At 65.8% G+C, this 19,781-nt stretch carries 25 protein-coding genes and 6 pseudogenes; 24 read left to right on the top strand and 7 right to left on the bottom strand.

From position 1 onward, the window contains the following. Positions 1-73 precede the first annotated feature (73 nt). The 12 genes and pseudogenes from K0H76_RS16350 (at position 74) to K0H76_RS16295 (ending at position 7,309) form a co-directional block, all read left to right on the top strand. On the top strand, positions 74-397 hold the full coding sequence (locus tag K0H76_RS16350) for a hypothetical protein (RefSeq protein WP_258933659.1): 324 nt from the start codon (positions 74-76) through the stop codon (positions 395-397). 1,149 nt (positions 398-1,546) lie between these two features. Beyond that, on the top strand, positions 1,547-1,804 hold the full coding sequence (locus K0H76_RS16345; RefSeq protein ID WP_258933658.1) for a hypothetical protein: 258 nt from the start codon (positions 1,547-1,549) through the stop codon (positions 1,802-1,804). A 120-nt stretch (positions 1,805-1,924) separates the two neighbouring features. Next, positions 1,925-3,154, top strand: a pseudogene (gene dxr / locus K0H76_RS16340) (1-deoxy-D-xylulose-5-phosphate reductoisomerase). After that, a pseudogene (locus K0H76_RS16335) lies at positions 3,151-3,390 on the top strand (site-2 protease family protein); the annotation flags it as partial. The pseudogenes dxr and K0H76_RS16335, both read left to right, overlap by 4 nt. A gap of 178 nt (positions 3,391-3,568) precedes the next feature. After that, entirely contained in the window at positions 3,569-4,534 is a 966-nt protein-coding gene (locus tag K0H76_RS16330; protein ID WP_258933657.1) for a M50 family metallopeptidase, read from the top strand. A gap of 237 nt (positions 4,535-4,771) precedes the next feature. After that, positions 4,772-5,314, top strand: a pseudogene (locus tag K0H76_RS16325) (flavodoxin-dependent (E)-4-hydroxy-3-methylbut-2-enyl-diphosphate synthase). Continuing rightward, positions 5,284-5,451: a flavodoxin-dependent (E)-4-hydroxy-3-methylbut-2-enyl-diphosphate synthase gene (locus K0H76_RS16320; RefSeq protein ID WP_258935451.1), complete on the top strand. Its 168-nt coding sequence runs from the start codon at positions 5,284-5,286 to the stop codon at positions 5,449-5,451. The pseudogene K0H76_RS16325 and the gene K0H76_RS16320 overlap by 31 nt, the downstream one beginning before the upstream one ends. After that, positions 5,432-5,554, top strand: a pseudogene (locus K0H76_RS16315) (flavodoxin-dependent (E)-4-hydroxy-3-methylbut-2-enyl-diphosphate synthase); the annotation flags it as partial. The gene K0H76_RS16320 and the pseudogene K0H76_RS16315, both read left to right, overlap by 20 nt. 41 nt (positions 5,555-5,595) lie before the next feature. Continuing rightward, positions 5,596-5,820 carry a flavodoxin-dependent (E)-4-hydroxy-3-methylbut-2-enyl-diphosphate synthase gene (locus tag K0H76_RS16310; RefSeq protein WP_258935507.1) on the top strand — a complete coding sequence of 75 codons (225 nt, stop codon included), beginning with the start codon at positions 5,596-5,598 and terminating at the stop codon, positions 5,818-5,820. Continuing rightward, complete coding sequence (locus tag K0H76_RS16305; RefSeq protein WP_258935450.1) at positions 5,795-6,475, top strand: DUF4081 domain-containing protein; 681 nt, start codon at positions 5,795-5,797, stop codon at positions 6,473-6,475. Before K0H76_RS16310 ends, K0H76_RS16305 begins: the two co-directional genes overlap by 26 nt. A gap of 78 nt (positions 6,476-6,553) precedes the next feature. Beyond that, positions 6,554-6,685, top strand: a complete 132-nt coding sequence (locus K0H76_RS16300; RefSeq protein WP_258933656.1) for a hypothetical protein — start codon at positions 6,554-6,556, stop codon at positions 6,683-6,685. A 9-nt stretch (positions 6,686-6,694) separates the two neighbouring features. Then, positions 6,695-7,309, top strand: a complete 615-nt coding sequence (locus tag K0H76_RS16295) for an RNA polymerase sigma factor (RefSeq protein WP_258933655.1) — start codon at positions 6,695-6,697, stop codon at positions 7,307-7,309. 67 nt (positions 7,310-7,376) lie between these two features. Here the strand turns inward: K0H76_RS16295 and K0H76_RS16290 are convergent, their stop codons facing one another. Then, the gene (locus K0H76_RS16290) at positions 7,377-7,547 is read right to left on the bottom strand and encodes a hypothetical protein (RefSeq protein WP_258933654.1); all 171 of its coding nucleotides are present in this window, start codon (positions 7,545-7,547) and stop codon (positions 7,377-7,379) included. On the opposite strand from K0H76_RS16290, the pseudogene K0H76_RS16285 reads away from it, so the two are divergent. Further along, a pseudogene (locus K0H76_RS16285) lies at positions 7,538-7,765 on the top strand (protein kinase); the annotation flags it as partial. The gene K0H76_RS16290 and the pseudogene K0H76_RS16285 sit on opposite strands and share 10 nt — an antisense overlap. Before the next feature lie 923 nt (positions 7,766-8,688). On the opposite strand, the gene K0H76_RS16280 reads toward K0H76_RS16285, so the two are convergent. Beyond that, positions 8,689-9,246 (bottom strand): hypothetical protein, encoded by a 558-nt coding sequence (locus K0H76_RS16280; protein ID WP_258933653.1) that lies wholly within the window; start codon positions 9,244-9,246, stop codon positions 8,689-8,691. Between the two features lie 215 nt (positions 9,247-9,461). Here K0H76_RS16280 and K0H76_RS16275 point away from each other — a divergent pair, with 215 nt between their 5' ends. From K0H76_RS16275 to K0H76_RS16255, 5 genes and pseudogenes are all read left to right on the top strand, one after another. After that, positions 9,462-10,205, top strand: a complete 744-nt coding sequence (locus K0H76_RS16275; RefSeq protein WP_258933652.1) for a hypothetical protein — start codon at positions 9,462-9,464, stop codon at positions 10,203-10,205. 5 nt (positions 10,206-10,210) lie between these two features. Next, positions 10,211-10,387, top strand: a complete 177-nt coding sequence (locus tag K0H76_RS16270; protein ID WP_258933651.1) for a hypothetical protein — start codon at positions 10,211-10,213, stop codon at positions 10,385-10,387. A gap of 32 nt (positions 10,388-10,419) precedes the next feature. Next, a complete protein-coding gene (locus K0H76_RS16265; protein WP_258933650.1) occupies positions 10,420-10,797 on the top strand; it encodes an OmpA family protein in 378 nt (125 codons plus the stop codon). Positions 10,798-10,836: 39 nt separating this feature from the next. Further along, positions 10,837-11,778, top strand: a complete 942-nt coding sequence (locus tag K0H76_RS16260) for a hypothetical protein (protein WP_258933649.1) — start codon at positions 10,837-10,839, stop codon at positions 11,776-11,778. Between the two features lie 68 nt (positions 11,779-11,846). Next, a pseudogene (locus tag K0H76_RS16255) lies at positions 11,847-14,357 on the top strand (preprotein translocase subunit SecA). A 1-nt stretch (position 14,358) separates the two neighbouring features. Here K0H76_RS16255 and K0H76_RS16250 read toward each other — a convergent pair. After that, positions 14,359-14,775 (bottom strand): Rv3235 family protein, encoded by a 417-nt coding sequence (locus tag K0H76_RS16250; protein ID WP_258933648.1) that lies wholly within the window; start codon positions 14,773-14,775, stop codon positions 14,359-14,361. A 182-nt stretch (positions 14,776-14,957) separates the two neighbouring features. Next, positions 14,958-15,158: a LysM peptidoglycan-binding domain-containing protein gene (locus K0H76_RS16245; protein WP_258933647.1), complete on the bottom strand. Its 201-nt coding sequence runs from the start codon at positions 15,156-15,158 to the stop codon at positions 14,958-14,960. Between the two features lie 213 nt (positions 15,159-15,371). On the opposite strand from K0H76_RS16245, the gene K0H76_RS16240 reads away from it, so the two are divergent. Together K0H76_RS16240 and K0H76_RS16235 are read left to right on the top strand one after the other, a co-directional pair. Further along, positions 15,372-15,605, top strand: coding sequence for a hypothetical protein (locus tag K0H76_RS16240; protein ID WP_258933646.1), 234 nt, complete (start codon positions 15,372-15,374; stop codon positions 15,603-15,605). Between the two features lie 193 nt (positions 15,606-15,798). Continuing rightward, positions 15,799-15,924 (top strand): hypothetical protein, encoded by a 126-nt coding sequence (locus K0H76_RS16235; RefSeq protein ID WP_258933645.1) that lies wholly within the window; start codon positions 15,799-15,801, stop codon positions 15,922-15,924. On the opposite strand, the gene K0H76_RS16230 is transcribed toward K0H76_RS16235, so the two are convergent. Next, positions 15,921-16,175 carry a helix-turn-helix domain-containing protein gene (locus K0H76_RS16230; protein WP_168198674.1) on the bottom strand — a complete coding sequence of 85 codons (255 nt, stop codon included), beginning with the start codon at positions 16,173-16,175 and terminating at the stop codon, positions 15,921-15,923. The genes K0H76_RS16235 and K0H76_RS16230 overlap by 4 nt on opposite strands. A 162-nt stretch (positions 16,176-16,337) precedes the next feature. Between K0H76_RS16230 and K0H76_RS16225 the strand changes: the two genes are divergently transcribed. After that, on the top strand, positions 16,338-16,685 hold the full coding sequence (locus tag K0H76_RS16225; RefSeq protein ID WP_258933644.1) for a hypothetical protein: 348 nt from the start codon (positions 16,338-16,340) through the stop codon (positions 16,683-16,685). A 75-nt stretch (positions 16,686-16,760) separates the two neighbouring features. Here the strand turns inward: K0H76_RS16225 and K0H76_RS16220 are convergent, their stop codons facing one another. After that, positions 16,761-16,967 (bottom strand): hypothetical protein, encoded by a 207-nt coding sequence (locus tag K0H76_RS16220; RefSeq protein WP_258933643.1) that lies wholly within the window; start codon positions 16,965-16,967, stop codon positions 16,761-16,763. Positions 16,968-16,992: 25 nt separating this feature from the next. Then, positions 16,993-17,550, bottom strand: a complete 558-nt coding sequence (locus tag K0H76_RS16215) for a hypothetical protein (RefSeq protein WP_258933642.1) — start codon at positions 17,548-17,550, stop codon at positions 16,993-16,995. On the opposite strand from K0H76_RS16215, the gene K0H76_RS16210 reads away from it, so the two are divergent. The 3 genes from K0H76_RS16210 (at position 17,537) to K0H76_RS16200 (ending at position 19,777) form a co-directional block, all read left to right on the top strand. Then, positions 17,537-17,995 (top strand): hypothetical protein, encoded by a 459-nt coding sequence (locus tag K0H76_RS16210; RefSeq protein WP_258933641.1) that lies wholly within the window; start codon positions 17,537-17,539, stop codon positions 17,993-17,995. The two genes, K0H76_RS16215 and K0H76_RS16210, sit on opposite strands and share 14 nt — an antisense overlap. Next, positions 17,992-18,375 carry a hypothetical protein gene (locus K0H76_RS16205; protein WP_258933640.1) on the top strand — a complete coding sequence of 128 codons (384 nt, stop codon included), beginning with the start codon at positions 17,992-17,994 and terminating at the stop codon, positions 18,373-18,375. Before K0H76_RS16210 ends, K0H76_RS16205 begins: the two co-directional genes overlap by 4 nt. A gap of 166 nt (positions 18,376-18,541) precedes the next feature. After that, on the top strand, positions 18,542-19,777 hold the full coding sequence (locus K0H76_RS16200) for an NAD-glutamate dehydrogenase (RefSeq protein WP_258933639.1): 1,236 nt from the start codon (positions 18,542-18,544) through the stop codon (positions 19,775-19,777). Positions 19,778-19,781 lie beyond the last annotated feature (4 nt).

The raw sequence follows: 19,781 nt of genomic DNA, 5'->3' as shown, positions 1-19,781 counted from the left end.
CGGGAGGAGACCTGCTGACCGCGGTGATCGCGGCGGCGCGTTCGCGGCGTTCCTCTCAACGTCATCCGGGCTGGTGGTATCGGTCTCCGGGGTGCTGTCCCAGGAGTTCTTCGGCGGGTCGGTGCTCGGCTTCCGGATCGGGGCGGTTCTCGCCTGCGCGCTGCCCCTGGCTATGGCCGTCGCCACCGCGCACATGGCGCTGGCCGGGGCTGTGGCGATGGTGTTCACCTTCGCCGCGTCGTCGCTGACCCCTCTGCTGCTGCTGGGGATCTGGTGGTCGGGAGTGACCGCCCAGGGGGCCATCGCAGGGATGGTCACCGGTGCCGCAGCGTCGCTGGGATCCTTCGCACTGGGGCGGGGACTTGAGCTGGGCTGGGGAACGGACGCAGTGCTCTGAACTATCCGGCGCTGTGGTGTGTGCCGCTGGCCTTCGCCGTCGCCGTGCTCGTCAGCCGGTACGGCGGCGCTCGCCCGCCCGCAACACGGCTCACGTGCTCGCCCGGCTCCATCTCCCCGAAGGCTGACGAACCCGCGCACCGCGGGGCACCCGTCCCAGGGCGATCCCGCGGTAAGCCGCCCTGTGGCGCCGCCCGCCGCCCGCCGCCCGTTCCCGGCCGGGCTCCTGGGGGCTCTCTTCCTCGCCCGCCCAAACACCCGTTCGCTGCTGGATATTGGGCCCATTCCTCGCTCTGAGGAGCGAATTCGCCGCAGGATTCCAGCAGCGAACAGCAGGGTGGGCGGCTCGCTGTTCCACATTCGACCGGAACGCCCGACGCACCGCGGAGTGCGCGAACAGCTGACGCTGAGGCGCAACGCTGTGAGCGGCAGTGACCGTGACTTGAGGGTATGAACGAAGAGAAGCCGGATCAGCGCCGACGAGCTGCCAAGTCCCTCCCTGCCTCCGGAACTCTGGCAGGGCTGCTCCTGAATCAGGGAATGACCCGCGGAGACCTCAGGCATGCGGAGGTCAACGGAGCCGCAGCGCGAGCAGCCTGGGGAATCTATGCCGGTGTCGAACCAGGACGAGCTCCGCGCATCGAGTGGGCCCTGCTCCAAGCACTCACCGCTGACGGGCGACGAGCTGCCTCCCACGAGACCGCCGCCTCCCTGTGGGGCTTCGCAGGCGGCTCGATGACGCGTCCTCTGCATCTGACGAGCCTCTCAGGGCACCGCAGGTTCAGCGGCCCGGTGTGGTCGTCTCCCACAGAGGGTCCGTTCCTTCGCAGTTCCTTCGATGGCGCAACGGGGTCAGAGTGGTGTCTCCTGCTTGGGCGTGGCTCGATGTGGCTTTGCGCAGCTCGGAGGAGGAGGCTTTGGTGCTTGCTGATCAGGTCCTCAGCACCCGGATACGGCGTCCTGGTCTGCCATCGCCCTTGGCCAGGCCGGAGGAGCTGGATGAAGCCCTGCGGCTGAGAGGCCGCGCGAACGGCATTCGAACAGCCCGCTCAGCTGCGAAGCTCGCCACAGATGCTGCGGATTCGCAGCCGGAGACTCGTCTGCGGTATGCGCTTCACCGAGCGGGCCTGCCGCTCCCGAGGTGAACCCCTTGATCTGCGACGAGCGCGGACGACGCTGTTTTCGCCCCGATCTGGCACTGCGGAAATGGAGGCTCGCGATTCAGTACGACGGAGCAGAGGTGCATTCGACGGCTGAGAGGGTTCTGCTCGACGTGCGTAGGCAGGAGACAGCTGAGCTGCTCGGGTGGACTGAGGTTCGCATCACCAAGGACCACATGCGCAGCAACGGCACAGGTGCGGTGCAGAAGATCCTGGGCAAGCTTCGGGAGCAGGGTTACCCATCGTGACGGAAAACCCGCGGTACGGCGCTGGACTTTGGAGCTGGTGGGAGACATTTCGGGCTGAAGCGGGCCCACATTCCAGCACCGAACGGGGTGAGGCGGATGAGGATGGATAATGGAGCGGTGATGAAGAAGGTCGCAATTCTGGGGTCCACCGGCTCCATCGGAACCCAAGCGCTCGACGTGATCGACCAGCACCCGCATGAGTTCGAGGTCGTTGCGCTCGCCGCAGGCAGCAACTCCGCCCTGCTGGCTGAGCAGGCGCGCCGGTTCGGGTAAGCCCTGGTGGGGCTGCGCGATGCTGACGCGGCGGCCCGCCTGCGAGACCAGCTCAGCGGCCGCGCGTCCGAGGTGCTCGCCGGTTCGGACGCTGCTGAGACGATCGCCGCCGAATCCGGCGCCGACGTGGTGCTCAACGCGATGACCGGTTCGATCGGGCTGGAAACCCACGCTGGCCGCGCTGAAGGCAGGAGCTCAGCTGGCCCTGGCGAACAAGGAGTCGCTCGTGGTGGGCGGGGCTCTCATCGCCCAGGCCTGCACGCGCGCTAAGCCAGGTTGTCCCGGTGGACTCGGAGCACTCGGCATTGGCTCAGGCCCTCGCATCGGGCCGCCACCGCAGGGGCTGTGCTCCGCCGACGCCGAAGACGATGGGCACAGTGAGGTGTCACGACTGGTGATCACCGCTTCCGGGGACCCTTCCGCGGATGGGACAGCGTGCAGCTGGCCGAAGTCACACCGAAGATGGCGCTGAACCACCCGAACTTCGACATGGGCCGGATGGTCACCACCAACTCGGCCACAATGGTCAACAAAGCCTTGGAGGTCATCGAGGCGCATCTGCTCTTCGACGTGCCGCTGGACAGCATCGAAGCGGTGGTCCATCCGCAGCAGTACATCCATTCGCTCGTGGAGTTCCAGGACGGCTCCACCATCGCTCAGGCGGGGCCGCCACGGATGCTCGTTCCGATCGGGTGGGCGCTGTCCCACCCGGACCGGCTGGGGCGGGTGGATACGCCCATCGACTGGACTCAGGCGATGAGCTGGGAGTTCGAGCCGCTTGATCACTCGGCCTTTCCAGCGGTGGAGATGGCCAAGACTGCCGCGAAGAGCAGCGCCACCCACATGGCGGTCTACAACGCAGCCAACGAGCAGGCGGTGGAGGCGTTCCACCGCGGCGAGATCCCCTTCCAAGGAATCCTCATCACGGTGACCGACGTCCTCGCCGACCATGACGGCGTGCCCGCGTCCGCCGCGAATCTGGATGCGGTGATCGGCGCGGAGGCATGGGCGCGGGCCCGCGCAGACGAGCTTCTCGCAGCGATGGCGACCAGGGCCGCCGGGGCCGGGATCCGGTGACTGTCGCGCTGCTGACCCTCGTCGGGGTCCTCATCATGGTGGTGGGAATCATCATCTCCATCGCTCTGCATGAGGTGGGGCATCTGCTCCCCGCCAAGCTCTTCAAAGTGCGCGTCACCCAATACATGATCGGCTTCGGCAGGACCCTCTGGTCCGCGAAGAAGGGCGAGACGGAGTATGGGATCAAGGCGCTGCCCCTGGGCGGCTACATCGCCATGATCGGCATGTATCCGCCATAAGCTCAGGATCAGGACCCAGCCGAGGGTCCCTCGAGCTCAGCCGAGGAGCGCCGGTCCGGAGGATCCCTACCTGCGGGAGCTGAGCTCGCAGTACGGGACCCCGCCGGCGCACAGCGCATCGGCCGGGCCCGACCACAGCACCGTCACGTCCCATTCCACCGGAATCTTTCAGCAGATGTCCGCGGAGGCGAGGGAGGTCGCTGCGGAGGAGCTGCAGCCCGGCGACGAGTCCCGCATGTTCTACAACCAGGCCACCTGGAAGAAGATCATCGTGATGCTCGGCGGCCCGGCGATGAACGGTCTGCTCGCGCTGTTCCTGACGGCGGGCACCGTCTCGCTGCACGGCATGAACGAGGCTGTGCCGCGCGTCGTCGAGGTGTACGAATGCGTGGCCACCACGCAGGAGGTCGCAGAGCAGCAGGACGGCGAGTGCGCCTCCGATGCTCCGGCGGGACCGGCCTACGAGGCCGGACTGCGCCCCGGCGACGAGATCGTGGAGTTCGCTGACGATCCGGTCGAGGACTGGGATCATCTCAGCGGCAGGATCCGCGATGCCGCAGGTCAGGAGACGGCGCTGGTGTACGAGCGCGACGGTGAGCGGGTGAGCACCACGCTGACTCCCATCGAGACTGAGCGTCCTGTCTACGACCAGTTCAACCGTGTCCAGCGCGACGATGACGGCGAGGTGCTGACCGAGCGGGCAGGCTTCATCGGCATGGGCGCGGATCAGGAGATCGTGAGGCACCCGCCCTGGGAGGCCGGTCCGATCGTCTGGGAGCAGAGCCAGGCCATCGCCCAGGTAGTGATGACTCTTCCCGTGCGAATGTACGACGTCGCGGTGACGACTTTCACTGATGCCGAGCGCGACCCGGACGGCCCGATGTCTGTGGTGGGAGTGGGCAGGATCGCGGGTGAGATCTCTGCTCAGGAGCAGATCCCGTGGGAGTCGCGGTTTGCCACCCTGATGTCCCTGGTGGCAGGCGTGAATGTGGCCCTGATGATCTTCAACCTCATTCCTCTGCTGCCTCTGGACGGCGGGCATGTCGCCGGGGCGCTCTATGAGGCGCTCCGCCGTCGCCTCGCGAAGCTCTTCGGGCGCCCGGACCCGGGGCCCTTCGACATCTCAAGCTGCTGCCGCTGACCTATGTGGTCGCTGTGTTCATCATCGCGATGGGCGCCATGCTCATCTTTGCCGACATCATCGATCCCATACGTCTGTTTCCGAATGAGTGATAGCGCCGACCGGCAGTAGACTGGATGCGATGACTGCTATCAATCTCGGCATGCCCTCCGCGCCCCCTCCGGTCCTGGCCCCCGACGGAAGACTCGCAACTTCCAGGTCGGAGACGTCGGCGTGGGCAGCGACCACCCCATCTCGGTGCAGTCGATGACGACCACCAAGACGCACGACATCAACGCGACGCTTCAGCAGATCGCGGAGCTCACCGCCTCCGGCTGCGACATCGTCCGGGTGGCGTGCCCCACGGACAAGGACGCCCAGGCGCTGCCCATCATCGCCAAGAAGTCGCAGATCCCTGTGATCGCAGACATTCACTTCCAGCCCAAGTATGTCTACGCGGCCATCGAGTAAGCTGCGGCGCGGTGCGTGTGAACCCCGGCAACATCCGGCAGTTCGACGACCAGGTCAAAGAGATCTCCAAGATGGCTTCCGACCACGGAGTCAGTCTGCGCATCGGTGTGAACGCGCTCCTTGGACAAGCGGCTCATGCAGAAGTACGGCAAGGCCACTCCTGAGGCTCTGGTGGAGTCGGCCGTATGGGAGGCCAGCCTGTTCGAGGAGCACGGCTTCTACGATTTCAAGATCAGTGTGAAGCACTCGGACCCGGTCATCATGACCCAGGCGTACCAGCTGCTCGCCGAACGGGGAGACTGGCCTCTGCACCTCGGTGTGACCGAGTAAGCCCTGCCTTCCAGGGCACCATCAAGTCCTCCACCGCATTCGGCGCCCTGCTTTCTCAGGGCATCGGAGACACGATCCGGGTCTCCCTGTCAGCTCCAGCAAACGGAAGAGGTGAAGGTGGGCAACCAGATCCTTGAGTCCCTGAACCTGCGGCCTCGCAAGCTTGAAATCGTGTCCTGCCCCTCCTGCGGCCGCGCCCAGGTGGACGTGTACACGCTCGCCGATGATGTGACCGCCGGGCTCGAAGGTATGGAGGTGCCTCTGCGCGTCGCCGTCATGGGATGCGTGGTCAACGGTCAGGTGAGGCCCGCGACGCCGACCTCGGCGTCGCCTCCGGCAACGGCAAGGGGCAGATCTTCGTCAAGGGCGAAGTCATCAAGACCGTCCCCGAGGATCAGATCGTCGAGACTCTCATTGAGGAGGCCAACCGACTGGCCGAACAGATGGGTCTGGACAGTGAGGAGAGGACAGCAAGCGCAGGTGCCCCTGTGGTCTCCGTCAGCTGACCCGCAGGCGAAGATCGCCCGCGCCACCGATGGTGCGGTGCGCATCCTTCGTCCCGAAGACACCTCGGCGCTCCTCAGGCTGCTGGATCAGGATCCTGTCGGGAACGTCTCCGCCGCCGCGGCTGTGCGGCAGCGGGGCAGCGCCGGACCGTCGTCGAACCGCATGGGGGCGATGCTCCTCGGCATCGACGACGCCGAGGGCGGGCTCCGCGCAGCGTGCTGGCTGGGATCCAACATCATTCCCATCGGCGCTGACGCCGCCGTCGTACGGCTGTTCGGGCAGGCCGCCGCCTCCCTCAGACGTCGCGTCTCATCGATCTACAGCCACGCCGACGCGGTGCTCGCCCTGTTCAAAGCGACCGGGTGGTCCCACGAGCAGGAGATCCGCGCCGACCAGCCGCTCATGGCGATCTCAGGACCCCCTCGGTGGAGCCGCTGCGCGAGGTGCGCCCCTCACGGATCGAAGAGTTCCGTGCAGTGGAGAAGGCCTGCGCGGCGATGTTCACCGAAGAGCTGGGCTTCAGCCCCTACACCCAAGGCGTCTCCCAGTACCGCGAACGGATCAGGGGCTCATCCGGTCCGGGCACTCGCTGATCGCCGTGGATCCTCAGTCCCGCAGCATCGTCTTCAAGGCGGAGTTCGGTGCTGTGACTGACCTTGCGGTCCAGGTCCAAGGGGTCTGGGTGCCTCCGTCCCGCCGCGGGGAGGGCTTGTAAGCCCAGGCATGGCGGCCGTGGTCGAAGCAGGCCTGAGGCTGGCGCCCACCGTGAGCCTCTACGTCAACGACTACAACGCGCCTGCCCTGAGCACCTACCGGCGCGTGGGCTTCGATCAGGTCGGCACCTACGCCACCGTACTGTTCTAGAGTGACCACATGGATGAGCTGCGAGCGGCACTCGAGGCCCGCGACTGGCGCTCTGCGCGCCGCCTCACCCAGGAGTCTGTCGGAACACCGGCGTTCGACGATGCGCTGGCCGTCCTCGCCTCCGAAGCGCGCACCGAAGGGTCGGCGGCAGAGCTGCTGATCGAGGCGCTGGACTCGTCGGGAGTGATGCGACGATTCGCCGGGGCGGCCCTGCTGGACAGCACCGCCGTCGACGATGTGGCGCAGGAGGCGCTGATCAGCGTCGCTTACTCCATCGAGAGCTACGACGGTCGCGGAAAAGTGACCACGTGGGTGCACAGCATCGTGCGGCGGCGGGTGGTCGATCACCTGCGGCGGCAGCGTCAGGATGCTCCCCTGGACGAGGACGCAGGACCCGCAGCACGCATCAGCTCCATGATCGCCACGCGCACCACCGTCCGTGAGGCTCTGGAGGCGCTTCCCGAGCTGTATCGGCAGCCGGTGGTCCACCGAGATATTGAAGGGCTCAGCTACAAGGAGATTGCCCAACGCCTCGGCCGAGCCGAGGGCACGGTGAAGGCTCAGATCAGCCGGGGCCGAGCGATGGTGGCGGCCCAGCTGAAGGAAGGCCTCACGGATGAGTGAGCAGGTGGGGCGCTATCGCCTTGAGGGAGTGATCGGGGTGGGGTCCTTCGCCACGGTGCACCGTGCCTCAGACGATCTCCTCGGGGACACGGTGGTGGTGAAGCTGCTCGCTGAGAACCACAGCCTGAACCCTGAGATTCGGGAACGCTTCATCGGCGAGGGCCGCTACCTGCGGAAGATACGCAGTGCCGCGGTCGTCACTGTGCACGACATCGGGAGTCAGCGCGGCAGCAGCCATATCTGGTGCTGGAATATGCCGATCAGGGCACCCTCGCCGAACGAGTCAGACGGCTCTGGTCCGACGGGTGGCGAGCATCGCCCCACGATGTGCTCGCCTTCGCGCGCCCTCTGGCGGAGGCGCTGGAGGCAGTGCACCGGGCTCAGCTCGTGCACCGCGATCTCAGCCCCGGAAACCTGCTCTTGGCCACGGCCCCAGCGCCGACGGCGTCTCCGTGACAGGCACGTCGGAGCTTCTTCGCTCTGATGAGCGGCTGCTCCTTGCCGACCTCGGAATGTGCAAAGATCTCGCGGTCAATTCAGGTCTGACCGTCTCTGGCGGCACCGCTGGGTTCCGACCGCCGGAGCAGAACAGGCCAGGTCTGGTGGATGCGCGGGCCGATATCTGGTCCATGTCCGCCCTGCTCAACTGGCTGACCCAGCAGGCCGACCTGCCTGAGAGCTTCCATGAGGTGCTGCGTCGCAGCATGAGTTCAGATCCCTCGCAGCGGCCGGACGACGCAGCTGAGTGGCTCGCTGAGATCGAAGCAGGTCTGGCACCACCGGCCCCTGAGCTGCAAGCTCCCGCTCAAGAGCCCGCGCCGGCACCCGACGAAGGTCCTCGGCCTCGCCGGCGCCCGGATCGGCCTGCGTCGTGGTGCGCTCGCCGTGTGCGCTGCGGCTCTGGCGGCGATGGTGCTGGGACTGGCCGTGGGCTGGCTCATGAGAGGCACGGGCGAGCTTCCGCAGTCCGCTGCTTAAGCTCGTCCCTTGAGATCGAAGGGCCCGAGGAGGCGCAGGTGGGCCGAACCGTGAGCTTCGAGGTCGAGGGGAGGGCCTGGCCGACTGGGTCTGGCTGCTCCCCACAGGCTCATACGAGACCTCCGACGAGGAGATCTCCCTGACCCCCACCGCGCCCGGCCGTGCGGAGATTGTTGTGCGCGGCCGAGCGCAGGACGGCACAGAGCTGGAGGCCCGTCACCCCATACGCGTGGTGGAGTGACGAGCCTCCGGTTCAGCTCAGCAGGGTAGTTCAGTCGACCTTCACGACGTCGCCTGATGCGACATCCACGTACACCTCCACGTCATTGACGAACTCGATCTCCCAGACGACCGCGCCGTTCTCAGTGTCCAAGTCGGCCTGGTCGAAGGTCGGGTCCTCGCTAAGCCTCGTTCTCGGCGGTCTCGAGGGCGTCGAGGAAGCTGATCTCTGCGGACTCAGCCTTCTGCTGGTCGTCGCCGTCGAGGGTCTCCTCGTCGTAGTCCCACATGTCGAACGACTCGGGGTCGAGGTCGAACTCGTACTCCATGCCGCTGGCAAGGTCGAAGATCTCCACCTCGAAGTAGCCGCCCTCATTCTCCAGCTGGCCGATCACCCCTTCTGGGTACTCTTCCGTCAGGAACTGGGCGACGGCGCGGACGTCTTCCTCCGTCTGCGCACCGTTCTCCTCAGGCGTCTCCTCATCATTCTGATCAGACGCCGCCTCGTCATCGTCGGAGCCTGACTCCGGCTCGGCTTCGGGGCTCTCCTCCGCTTGGTCGGACTCTGTCCCGTCAGCAGCAGTGTCCTCGGACGTGTCCGTCTGTGCCTCACCGTTGTCAGATGCTTCCGTGTCCTCCTCGAACTCTGCGTCACCTGGTGCGCACGCCGTCGCGAGCAGTGCACCGCTGACGAGCAGGGCAGCTGCAGCCTTGCGGGGGTTCATAGCTCGGTCGCTCATGAGTTTCTCCTTCTCATCGGAATGTGTTGACGTGCGGTGAGTCGCAGCGGATCAGTGAGAAGTTGCATCATTTTCAGAGCTTTTCTGATGGACGACCGGGACGTCCTCTAAAGTGGCTGCAACTTTCTGCTCGCCCCATGCGACTGACAGGTGTCACTGCACAACAGAATGATGAAGGAGAATTCTATGAGGCCCTCCAGCACTCTCCCCAGTCGGTGACGGCGATCGCCGCTGCTGCTGTCCTGTCCCTCAGCGCCTGCGGCCCGGATGAGGACGCCGAATTTGAAGATGAGGACAACGCCGAGCAGACCTCCGAGAATGAAGAGACCTCCGGCAGTGCCGATGAGGCGGACAGTGAGCACGATGAGCTCCCGGATGAGGAGGCATCCGACGGGGAGGACGACTCGGATGAGGGGAGCGACGCTGCTGCGCCCGGCGAATCATCCGGTCTCGTCGACCCCGAAGACGCCGCTCAGACCGTGACCTACAGCATCCCGAATCCCGACATCGACGGGGACATCACGGTTGGATTTCACCATCTGCGCGCTCGCGACGAGACGATGGAGCTGCTGCTGACCGTCACCCCGGAGTTCGGCGAGCATGAGGCCTACAACCTGTTCACCCTTCACGACGGGCGCTTCGCCGCTCGCCTGAGCGATAGGCAGAATCTCAAGCAGTACACCATCTTGGGCGCTCAGCACGGATCGCCGGGATGGGCTACGCCCGGAACGCCCGGCGAAGTCGAGATCCACGACGGTGAGACGCTTGCCTACTGGGCGAACTATCCGATCCCTGAGGACGATATCGATGTCGTGAGCATCTCGGTGCACGAGAACGCTCCTGAGCTCGAGGACGTCGACATCGATTGGGGCGAGGCTGAGCCGAGCGACCTCGGCGGCGACGGCTCCGACCCCGAGGCTGACGAGGAAGGCGACATCGAGATCGAGGACGAGGCGTGATCAGCATGGGTCGGGCGCGTGCAGCACTGGCGGTCATCTCCTCAGCAGGTCTGCTCAGCAGCGGGGTCGCCCCAGCCACAGCAGCGGCCGATGAGGAACTGTACGAGCGCCCGGAGGAGGTGGACCTCAGCAGCAGCGAGTTCGCTGATTCGGTCATTCGGTACGACCCCGCCGACTCCTGATCGTCTATGACCCGCGCGACTCGATCGAGTACTTGGGCGAGAGCGAGGGTGGTGAGGAGGACGTCATCTCGCTCGAGACCGACATTCTCTTCTCACCCATGGAGTGGGAGCTGCCAGAGCGGGCAGGATCCCGCATCGCAGACCTGGTCGAAGAGGTCCCCGATGGGGTCGAGGTGCAGGTGCACGGGCACACTGACTCGAACCCCGTGCCTGATGAGTACGACTTTGACAACCAGGGGCTCTCCGAGAACCGGGCCCAGGCGGTGGCGGATGCCCTTGAGGAGGAGCGGCCCGACCTGCAGCTGACCGTCGAGGGCTTCGGCGACGATGATCCGGTGGAGGCCGAAGATCCGGATGACCCCTCCACCTATGCCGCCAACCGCCGCGTCGAGATCCGCTACGGGGGCTGAGGGTCCTTCGACAGGTGGCGTCAACGAGGGTGGGCGGCTATGGACCGGGCTGACTCGACGACGCGCAGAGCGGCGGCTGATGGGCCCCGGGGATGCTGGCGCGTCGGAGTCCTCGGCGCGTGCACTGTGACGACGGACGGCAGCGGCGGGATACTGGAACGAATGCGACCCTTGGCCCTGCTGACCCCCGCGCTGACCTGCGCGCTGCTGCTCACCTCCTGCCTCGGCGAGGGTGGAGATGTCCCCGGAGCAGGAGGTGAGGGCGCTCAGCCGGGCGACGTCGCTGCCGGGCAGTCCGAACCGACTCTGACAGCGCCCGAACCCACAGGCGAGCAGCTCGACCACGATGAAATGCGCGAAGCACTCGACACGCATGCCTCCGGCAGCATCACGGACACCGATGACTACTGGGAGCACATGCGCGATCTCAGCACCGAGCTGCAGCGCCTCTCCGTCGATCCCAACGAATGCAAGCCCTACGTGACAGCCTCCGCGCTCCCGGTGCCCTCAGCGGCGCTCGCCGCCTTCGCTGAGGACGAGGACGAGCACACCGCCGTCTACACATTCCCGGACACCGATGCGGCCCAGACCTATGTGGACAATGAGCAGCGCGCCGCGGGCCAATGCGGCGAGCACACTGTCACCCGCGAGCTCGAGGGCGGCGACATCGAGGTGACCACCGAGATCTCCGAGCTCGAGATCCTCTCCGGCGCCGACTCGCATCTTGCCCTGCAGCAGGAGATCAGCCAGGACGGCAGCAGCGAGCACCTCATCGGAGTCGTCCTGAGGCACGAGGCTCAGGTGACGGCGGTCAGCCGCCCTGTGGAGGCGCCGCTGGGTGAGAACGAGGCCGAGGAGGTCGTCGTGGAGCTCGAAGCGGCGGCTGCGACCATCCTCGAAGACCTCACCGGCGCCGATCTGGACCCCCGGAGCCCCAGCCGGAGGACGATGAGGATGACGCGGAATGAGCCCTGGCATTAGCACACCAGCGCGCTGGTGCTTACACTGGAATGTTGACGCCTGACCTGACCTGACTGGAGAAACCAGCTGTGCCGACTCTGCTCGAGAAAGTCCTCAAGACTGGGAGAAGAAGATCCTCAAGCGGCTGCACGGTTATGCCGATGCCGTGAACCTGCTGGAGGACGAGTTCCGCGAGCTGTCTGACGCCGAACTGCGCGAAGAGACCGACCGCTTCCGTGAGCGCGTGGCGCAGGGCGAGACGCTTGACTCCCTGGTGCCTGAAGCCTTCGCCGCGGTGAGAGGCGGCCGATCGCACGCTGGGGCTGCGCCACTTCGACGTTCAGATCATGGGCGGCGCCGCCCTTCACCTGGGCAGCATTGCAGAGATGGGGACCGGTGAGGGCAAGACGCTGGTGGCCACAGCCCCGGCCTATCTCAATGCGCTGACCGGCAAAGGCGTCCACGTCATCACCGTCAACGACTACCTCGCCAAGTACCAGGCAGACCTGATGGGACGCGTCTTCCGGTTCCTGGGGATGAGCACCGGCACGATCACCAACACGATGAAGCTTACCGCCCGCCGGGAGGCCTACGCCGCCGACATCACCTACGGCACCAACAATGAGTTCGGCTTCGACTTCCTGCGCGACAACATGGCGCAGTCGCTGGACGACCTCGTCCAGCGCGAGCACCACTACGCCATCATCGACGAGATCGACTCCATCCTGATCGATGAGGCCCGCACCCCGCTGATCATCTCCGGTGCAGCGACTGGGGACATTTCCCGCTGGTACACGGACTTCGCGAAGCTCGTGCAGCACCTCACCCTTGATGAGGACTACGAGGTTGACGAGAAGAAGCGGACCGTCGGCGTGATGGAGTCCGGCATCGACAAGGTCGAGGACTACCTGGGCATCGAGAACCTCTACGAAACCCAGAACACGACGCTCATCCAGTACCTCAACAACGCGATCCGGGCCAAAGAGCTCTACAAGAAGGACACCGACTACGTGGTGGTCGGCAACGAAGTGCACATCGTTGATGAGCACACCGGGCGCATCCTGAAGGGCCGCCGCTACAACGAAGGCCTCCACCAGGCGATCGAGGCCAAAGAGAGCGTCAAGATCAAGCCTGAGAACCAGACGCGGGCCACTGTCACCCTCCAGAACTACTTCCGTGGGTACGAGAAGATCGCGGGCATGGGAAGCGAGTTTATGTCGACCTACAATCGGCGTGTGCCTATCCCGCCGCAACCGCCCCCGTCAGCTGGACCACACCGACCTCGGTGGAGAAGTCTACAAGAACGAGTCCGTGAAGTTTGAAGCGCGTCAAAGCCAATCGTCGGTCACAAGGGTCAGCCCATCCGCGGCACGAGTCGGTGGAGAAGTCCGAGTACCTGTCCAAGCAGCTGGCCAAGCTCGGCAGCGGTCACGCTCAACGTCGCCACCAACATGGCTTACCGAGGCACCGACATCATCCTCGGCGGAAACGCCGAGTTCAATGCAGTCCAGGAGATGCAGAGCCGCGGTCTGGACCCGGAGGAGCACGCCGAAGAGTACGAGGCCACGTGGAACGAGGTCTTCGACGCCGCCAAGGCCGCGACCAAGGTCGAGGCGGAGGAAGTGCGTGCTCTGGGCGGCCTCTACGTGCTGGGCACGGAGCGCCACCAGTCCCGGCGGATCGACAACCAGCTGCGCGGACGCTCAGGGCGTCAGGGCGACCCGGGCGAGTCGCGGTTCTACATCTCATTGACGGACGATCTGATGCGCCTGTTCAACCAGGCGGCCGCACAGCGGATCATGAACTCCTCAGCAATGGACGAGGAGACGCCCGTGGAGCACAAGATGGTGTCCTCAGCCATCGCCAATGCTCAGCAGCAGCGTGAGTCGCAGAACACGGAGCAGCGCAAGAACGTGCTGAAGTACGACGACGTCATGAATCGTCAGCGTGAGGCGATCTACTCCGATCGCCGGAGAATCCTCGAGGGCGACGACGTCCACGAGAAGGTGCAGCATTTCATCGAGGACGCTGTCGCTCTGGTGGTCGACGAGAAGACTGTCTCCTCATCCCCTGAGGACTGGGACCTCGAAGGACTCTGGGAGGAGGTGGCCAACCTCTACCCGATCTCTCTGGAGATCGAAGACCTCGTTGAGGACGCCGGCGGGCTGGACCAGATCAGTGCGAAGAAGCTCAAGCGTGAGATCACCTCGGACGCAAAGATCGCCTACGAGCAGAAGGAGGAGGAGATCGGGTCGGACCCGCTTCGCGCGCTGGAGCGCCGAGTGATGCTCTCAGTGATCGATGAGAAGTGGCAGGAGCACCTCTACGAGATGGACTACCTGAAGTCAGGCATCGGCCTGCGGTCCATGGCCCAGCGCGACCCGCTGGTGGAGTACCAGCGTGAGGGGTACCTGCTGTTCCAGGGAATGGCCGACCAGATTCGCGAAGAGGCTGTCCGCAAGCTCTTCGCCGCAGAGGTCACCGCTGTGGGACCACCCGCCCAGAAGGTCTCGCTCCTGGGAATCAAGGACGGCCGCGGTGCTGCCGCCGGCACTCAGATCCGGCTTCCCGGCGCTCGTGACGCCAGAGGTCAGGCCTGAGTCACCCCATCTCCATAGCGGTCACCTGCCAGCGGCGTCGGTGCGCCTTCAGACGCAGCGCGCAGGCGCGCACCCGACGCGCGTCGGCGAAGACGACGGAGACCTCCCAGATCCCCGGCCGCACGCGACAGGGTCTGACCGACAGGAACTGAAGGCGTGCCGAATGGGATCCGCCTCCCGCACGCATGTGTGCGACAAGATCAGCGCGCGCCACAATCTTTTCGTAGACCGAAGGGGCAAGCCAGCGCTCCATCTGGTGGGCGGGCCTCAGCCCTGCGAACGTCTCCAGGGCTGCTTGGCAGACGACCTTGGACATGGCCTGAATCTGGCGGCTCTCTTCGGCCTCTGAGGCGAGCTCTGTGGGGCGACGTCCGTCCGACTCCCCGTCGGGAAGCATCGTTGGATCGTCGTATCCCATAGCTCTCAGCAGTCGAGGCACTTCGGCCTCGCGGCGGAGCCTGAATCGCCGAACACTGCGGCGTGTCAGCGTGATGGTGTCCTGTGAATCCGCCGGTGCGGCGGTCATAGCACGTGTCATGTGTTCCGTTCCTTTTCTCGAGTCAGACGCTGCTGGGGGCCGCTTCAGGGCCCCAGAGGGCGTCAGGAGGGTGAGGGGCCGTGGTGCGTTTCAGCAGGGCGTCGCAGCACAGTGCCTGGGCGAAGCCTGCCCGGGTGCTGGCCGATCACGTCCCTGTTTCCCTCATACCAGCGCGGCCATTCGGCAGCGATCTCCCAGGGCGCCGCTCGCTGCCCCAGATGCTCCGCAGCGATGGTCCACAGCGAATCGCCGGGTCTGACCACGACTTCGCCCTCCTGGTCCTCCCTGATGGGGAGTCCTGCATGCCGCGCGGATCCCCGCCGGGATCCTGCGGTCTGAACCGGCCCTCCATGAGTCCCCTCATTAACCGTTCATTTGATGACGTTTGATGCTTTGACGTCTCGCTAGAGCATACACAGAATCGAATGGCGCGTGAATGCCGTGCTAGCTTCACGTCATTCAGAGAGGGAGAGCACGTGCGTTGGGATGCGCTGTTCGAAGATTTGGAGGCCCAGCTGGCGGCGGAGCGTCACCAGGGCCTGGAGCTTGAAGCTGAGGAGGAGTCGGAGCTTCAGCTGCGGCGGATGAGCTTGGCTGAGCGGCTGCGGGCACACCGCGGGGAGTCGGTCAGGCTGCAGCTCTCGGGAGTGGGTGCGGTGCACCTGGTGATCGGAGCCGTGGGCGATGACTGGCTCTTCGGGCTGGCTTAGGCGCGCAGAGCTGCCTGGTGACGCTGAAGGCCGTGGTCTCCGTGGAGGGTCTGGGGGCGAGATCCTGCACGGATTCTGACGGCTCGCACTCGGCTTTGGGACTGCGGAGGGTGCTGACGGGTCTGGTCCGTGACCGGACCGAGGTGAGCGTGCACACTGCGGGGGTGAAGCCGCACGAGGGCTGCTGGCGTCAGTGGGCGCGGACCACATCGACGTGCTTCAGGGTGAGCCTGAACTGCGGCGAACCTCACGGCGCACTGTGCCCCTGGACGCGGTCCTGCTGCTTCGGAGCGAAGCCGCGGCGTTCATCGAGCGCTAGGCGGCGTCAGCCGCATGCTGCGTGCTCCGCGCAGAGCCGGCGGCCTGAGAGTGTTCAGCTGCTCGGGTCTGCCGCTGCAGCTCATACTGCCGGTCGATGTACTCGTCGAGCTTGGCCTCTTCGACTCGCCATTGCCCCCGCCCTCCGATCTGGATGCCCTCAATGTCGCCTGAGCGGATGAGGGACCGAGTCTGGGACATCGAGATGTTCAGCGCCTCTGCCACATCGGGAAGTGTGAGGAATCTGCGCACAGATGATCTCCTGACGTCGCATTTGATGATGTTTCGTTCAAGTGTGGCATCTTCGATGCCCCTGAGCTAGTCTTTGGCCGACCCGGTGAGCTGGACGGAGCCGCCGGGGAGCAGGAGTGACGGCCTGCGGAACGGTTTCTTCATCTCTGCGCGGAGGGCGCTATGACTTTTCACACTGACAGCTCTGCATACCCGGATTCGGATTCGGCAGAATCGACGGCACGACGCATGAAGCCCCCATCGTGGAAGGACCCGCGGCTGATCGTCGGGACGCTGCTGGTGGCGGCTTCAGTGGGCGGTGTGGTGGCCCTCGTTGCGGAGCAGAATCGGACAGCCCCGGCCTATGCGGCTGCGAGGGCGCTCGCTGTGGGTGAGGAGATCACCGAGGACGATCTGGTCACGGTCGATGTGCAGCTGGGGAGGGATCAGGCAAGTATCTGCTCCCCGGCGAGCGGACGCTGGAAGGGATGGTCATCAGCCGTGTGGAGGAGGGGGAGTTCATTCCGCTGAGCTCGCTGGCTGCAAGCGATCCTGAAGGACGGCAGCCAGTGACGGTCGAGATAGAGCACGAGCTTCCGCGCGCGCTCAGCGCGGCAGGGCCGCGGAGGTCTGGGGATCCGCCGCGGAGGCTACGGCGAGGATGGGGAGGTGTCCCGACTCGTGGCCTCGGCGGAGCTCGCAGACGTCAGGGCGCGCGAGTCTGCCTTCGGCACACAGTCGGCGACCACCGTTGAGCTGCTGGTGGATGCGGACGATGTTCCCGGAATCCTTCAGGCCGTCAGCGACGGTCACCAGATCTCGCTGCTGCCCGCCCAGCTTACCGTTGAGTCCGACGCAGACAATACGGGGAGAGTCGGTGAAGCCGCGCTGCTCGGTGCTGACGACCGGCAGGCTCGACATCGACCACATCGCGGCGCTGGAGGCCCTTCAGGGCCCGGTGACGATCGATCGGCGGTGCGAAGTGCTTACCGAGCTGCTCGCAACGGCTCGGCACACGCAGGCCGACGCTGCTCTGCTCATCGGTCAGCCGGAGATCATCACGGGCTCCTTTGTCGAGCAGCTGCGAGGGTGCGGCCTGCGAGTGGTGGTGATCACGGATCTGTTGGCGGAGCGGGAGCGGCTGCGCCTGCTGGGCGTCCGCAGCCTGCCCGACGACGTCCCGGCCGAGACGCTTGCGCAGGCTCTGCAGGTGGAGGGTCGGACTCAGGCGGAGCACACCTCGGGAGGAGGTTCTGCGCAGCGCTGCACCGGGCGCGGTCGAAGGCTGGGGACTGTCCTCAGCGTCTGGCGACCCGATGCCCAAACTGCCCCCGCCTCCTCGTTCCCGCGGATCCCAGGAGATTCCGAAGGACACCGGTGCGGTGCCCCGCGGCATCACTGCGGTGTGGGGCCCGCACGGGGCCCCGGGCCGCACGACGACGGCCATCAGCATCGCGTCCGAACTCGCGATCGCAGGAGCTCAGGTTCTGCTGGTGGACGCTGACAGCTGGTCCGCCTCGGCAGCGGCTCACCTGGGCCTGCTGGAGGAGTCGGCCGGGCTCGCGCAGGCATGCCGAGCCGCCGATCGGGGAACCCTGGACGGCCCTGGGCTCGTCAGACTGGCTCAGACGGTTCGAACCGCGGGAAGCTCGTGGGATGTTCTGACTGGGCTGCCGCGGCCGGAGCGCTGGGCGGAGCTTCGTCCTCGAGCGGTCGAACGCGTGCTCCATCTGGCGGCAGCCCGCTACAGCCACGTCATCATCGATGTGGCTGCCCCTTGGAGCACAACGAGGAGATCAGCTTCGGCACCTCGGCACCGCAGAGAAACTCTGCGGCCGTGAGCAGCCTCAGCGCTGCCGATCAGGTGATCCTCGTCGGCGCCCCGGACCCTGTGGGCTTCTCCAGGCTGGTTCGGTCGCTGGGCGACTACGCCGAGGCGGTCCCCGACGGCGTTGCACCGAAGGTCGTGATCAATCAGCTCCGAGGCGAGGTGGTGGGCCGCTCCCCGCAGCGCCGCATCGCTGAGGCGTGGGCACGGTATGGGGAGGGCAGGTCGGTGCGCCCGCCATCGAGGCCTACCTGCCCTATGACCGCTCAGCCTGCGACACTGCCCTGCGCCACGGCCAGGTGCTGGCCGAATGCGCCGAGCATTCGGAGCTTCGCCGGGCCTTCGCAGCTCTGGTCGGCGTCACTGTTCCGCGTCGTCGTCGCTGGGGTCTGAAGAAGTGAGATAGTGAGGCCTATGGATCCGCACCAGCTGCTGCGCCCCTATTACTCGCACATCGCGGAGGAGGATCTTGCCTCCATTCCGGAGGACGAGCGCCTTGAGCGTCTGAGGTCGCATATCGAAGTGGCCGAGCGCTTCTCCGCGGAGGAGCGCGCTGGCAGTGCGCAGCATCGGTGCTCGCAGCATCGTGCAGCTGGTCACGCAGGATATGCCGTACCTGGTGGACTCCGTCACCGCCGAGATCGCGCGGGACGGTCACGCCATAGCGCTCGTGGTCCACCCCACCCTCCTCACAGAGCGCGATGACCAGGCCCGGCTGCTGCACGTCAAGGAGATACCCGTTGAGGGGCGCACCCTCTCGTCCGGCGATACACAGGCGATGCCGTCCTTGGCCGAGGCCGTATCGGGCTCGGGACGAGCCGCTGTGGAGTCCTGGATATCCGTGGAGCTCGACACCGTCCTGGACGACGCGGCCGCAGAGCGCCTGATGGATGGAATCCGGTCTGTTCTGGAGGATGTCAGGGTCACTGACCGTGACGCCGACCGTATGCGCTCCTGCAGCCGCAGGGCCGCAGATGAGCTCCGGAGCCATGAGCACCTTGCCGAACGAGACGAGTCCGCAGAGCTCCTCGAGTGGATGGCCCACGGGCACTTCCTCTTCTTGGGCTACCGCGAGTATGCCCTGGAGGACTCGGGTCTTGAGCCCCTTCCGGGAACAGGTCTCGGGATTCTTGCGGATATCGACGGCCGTCCGCGGCCGAAGCGAAGCTCCGAGCTGGCCTCCTCGGGTGCCGACCGCTCCGACCGCGATCAGGCCCTGATCATCACCAAGGCCGATGCCCGGTCCACGGTCAGAACCAGGTCCTACATGGACTACATCGCCGTCAAGACCTACGAGCGCAGGGGCTCCGAGCTTCGCCTCACCGGGGAGCGCCGCTTCTTGGGGCTCTTCAGCCAGCGCGCCTACACGAGCTCGATCACCACCATTCCCCTGCTGCGCTCACGGGCTGAGCAGCTGCTCGCCCGCACCGGGTTCACCCCGGACTCGCACTCCGGCTCCGACCTGATGCAGATCCTGGAGACCTATCCGCGCAGCGAGCTGCTGCAGATGGACCTCGATGAGATCGAGGAGACGGCATGGCAGATCCTCCAGCTGCAGGAGCGCCGCAGGGTGAGGCTCTTCCTCCGCGAGGACCATTTCGGACGCTTCATGACCGCCTTGGTGTTCCTGCCTCGTGACCGCTACAACACGGGTGTGAGGCTCCGGCTTGAGGCCGCTCTGGCTGAGCACATCGACGCAGCCTCGATCGACTTCACCGTTCGCCTCTCCGACTCCGTCCTGGCGCGGGTGTTCTTCCGGATCCACCTGAGGGAGGACCCCGGGAGCTCGAGGTGAGCAC

It is taken from the genome of Nesterenkonia pannonica, assembly GCF_019575955.1.
GTDB lineage: Bacteria > Actinomycetota > Actinomycetes > Actinomycetales > Micrococcaceae > Nesterenkonia > Nesterenkonia pannonica.
The sequence above is the reverse complement of the archived record's forward strand: the minus strand, read 5'-3'. Positions and strand labels throughout refer to the sequence as shown.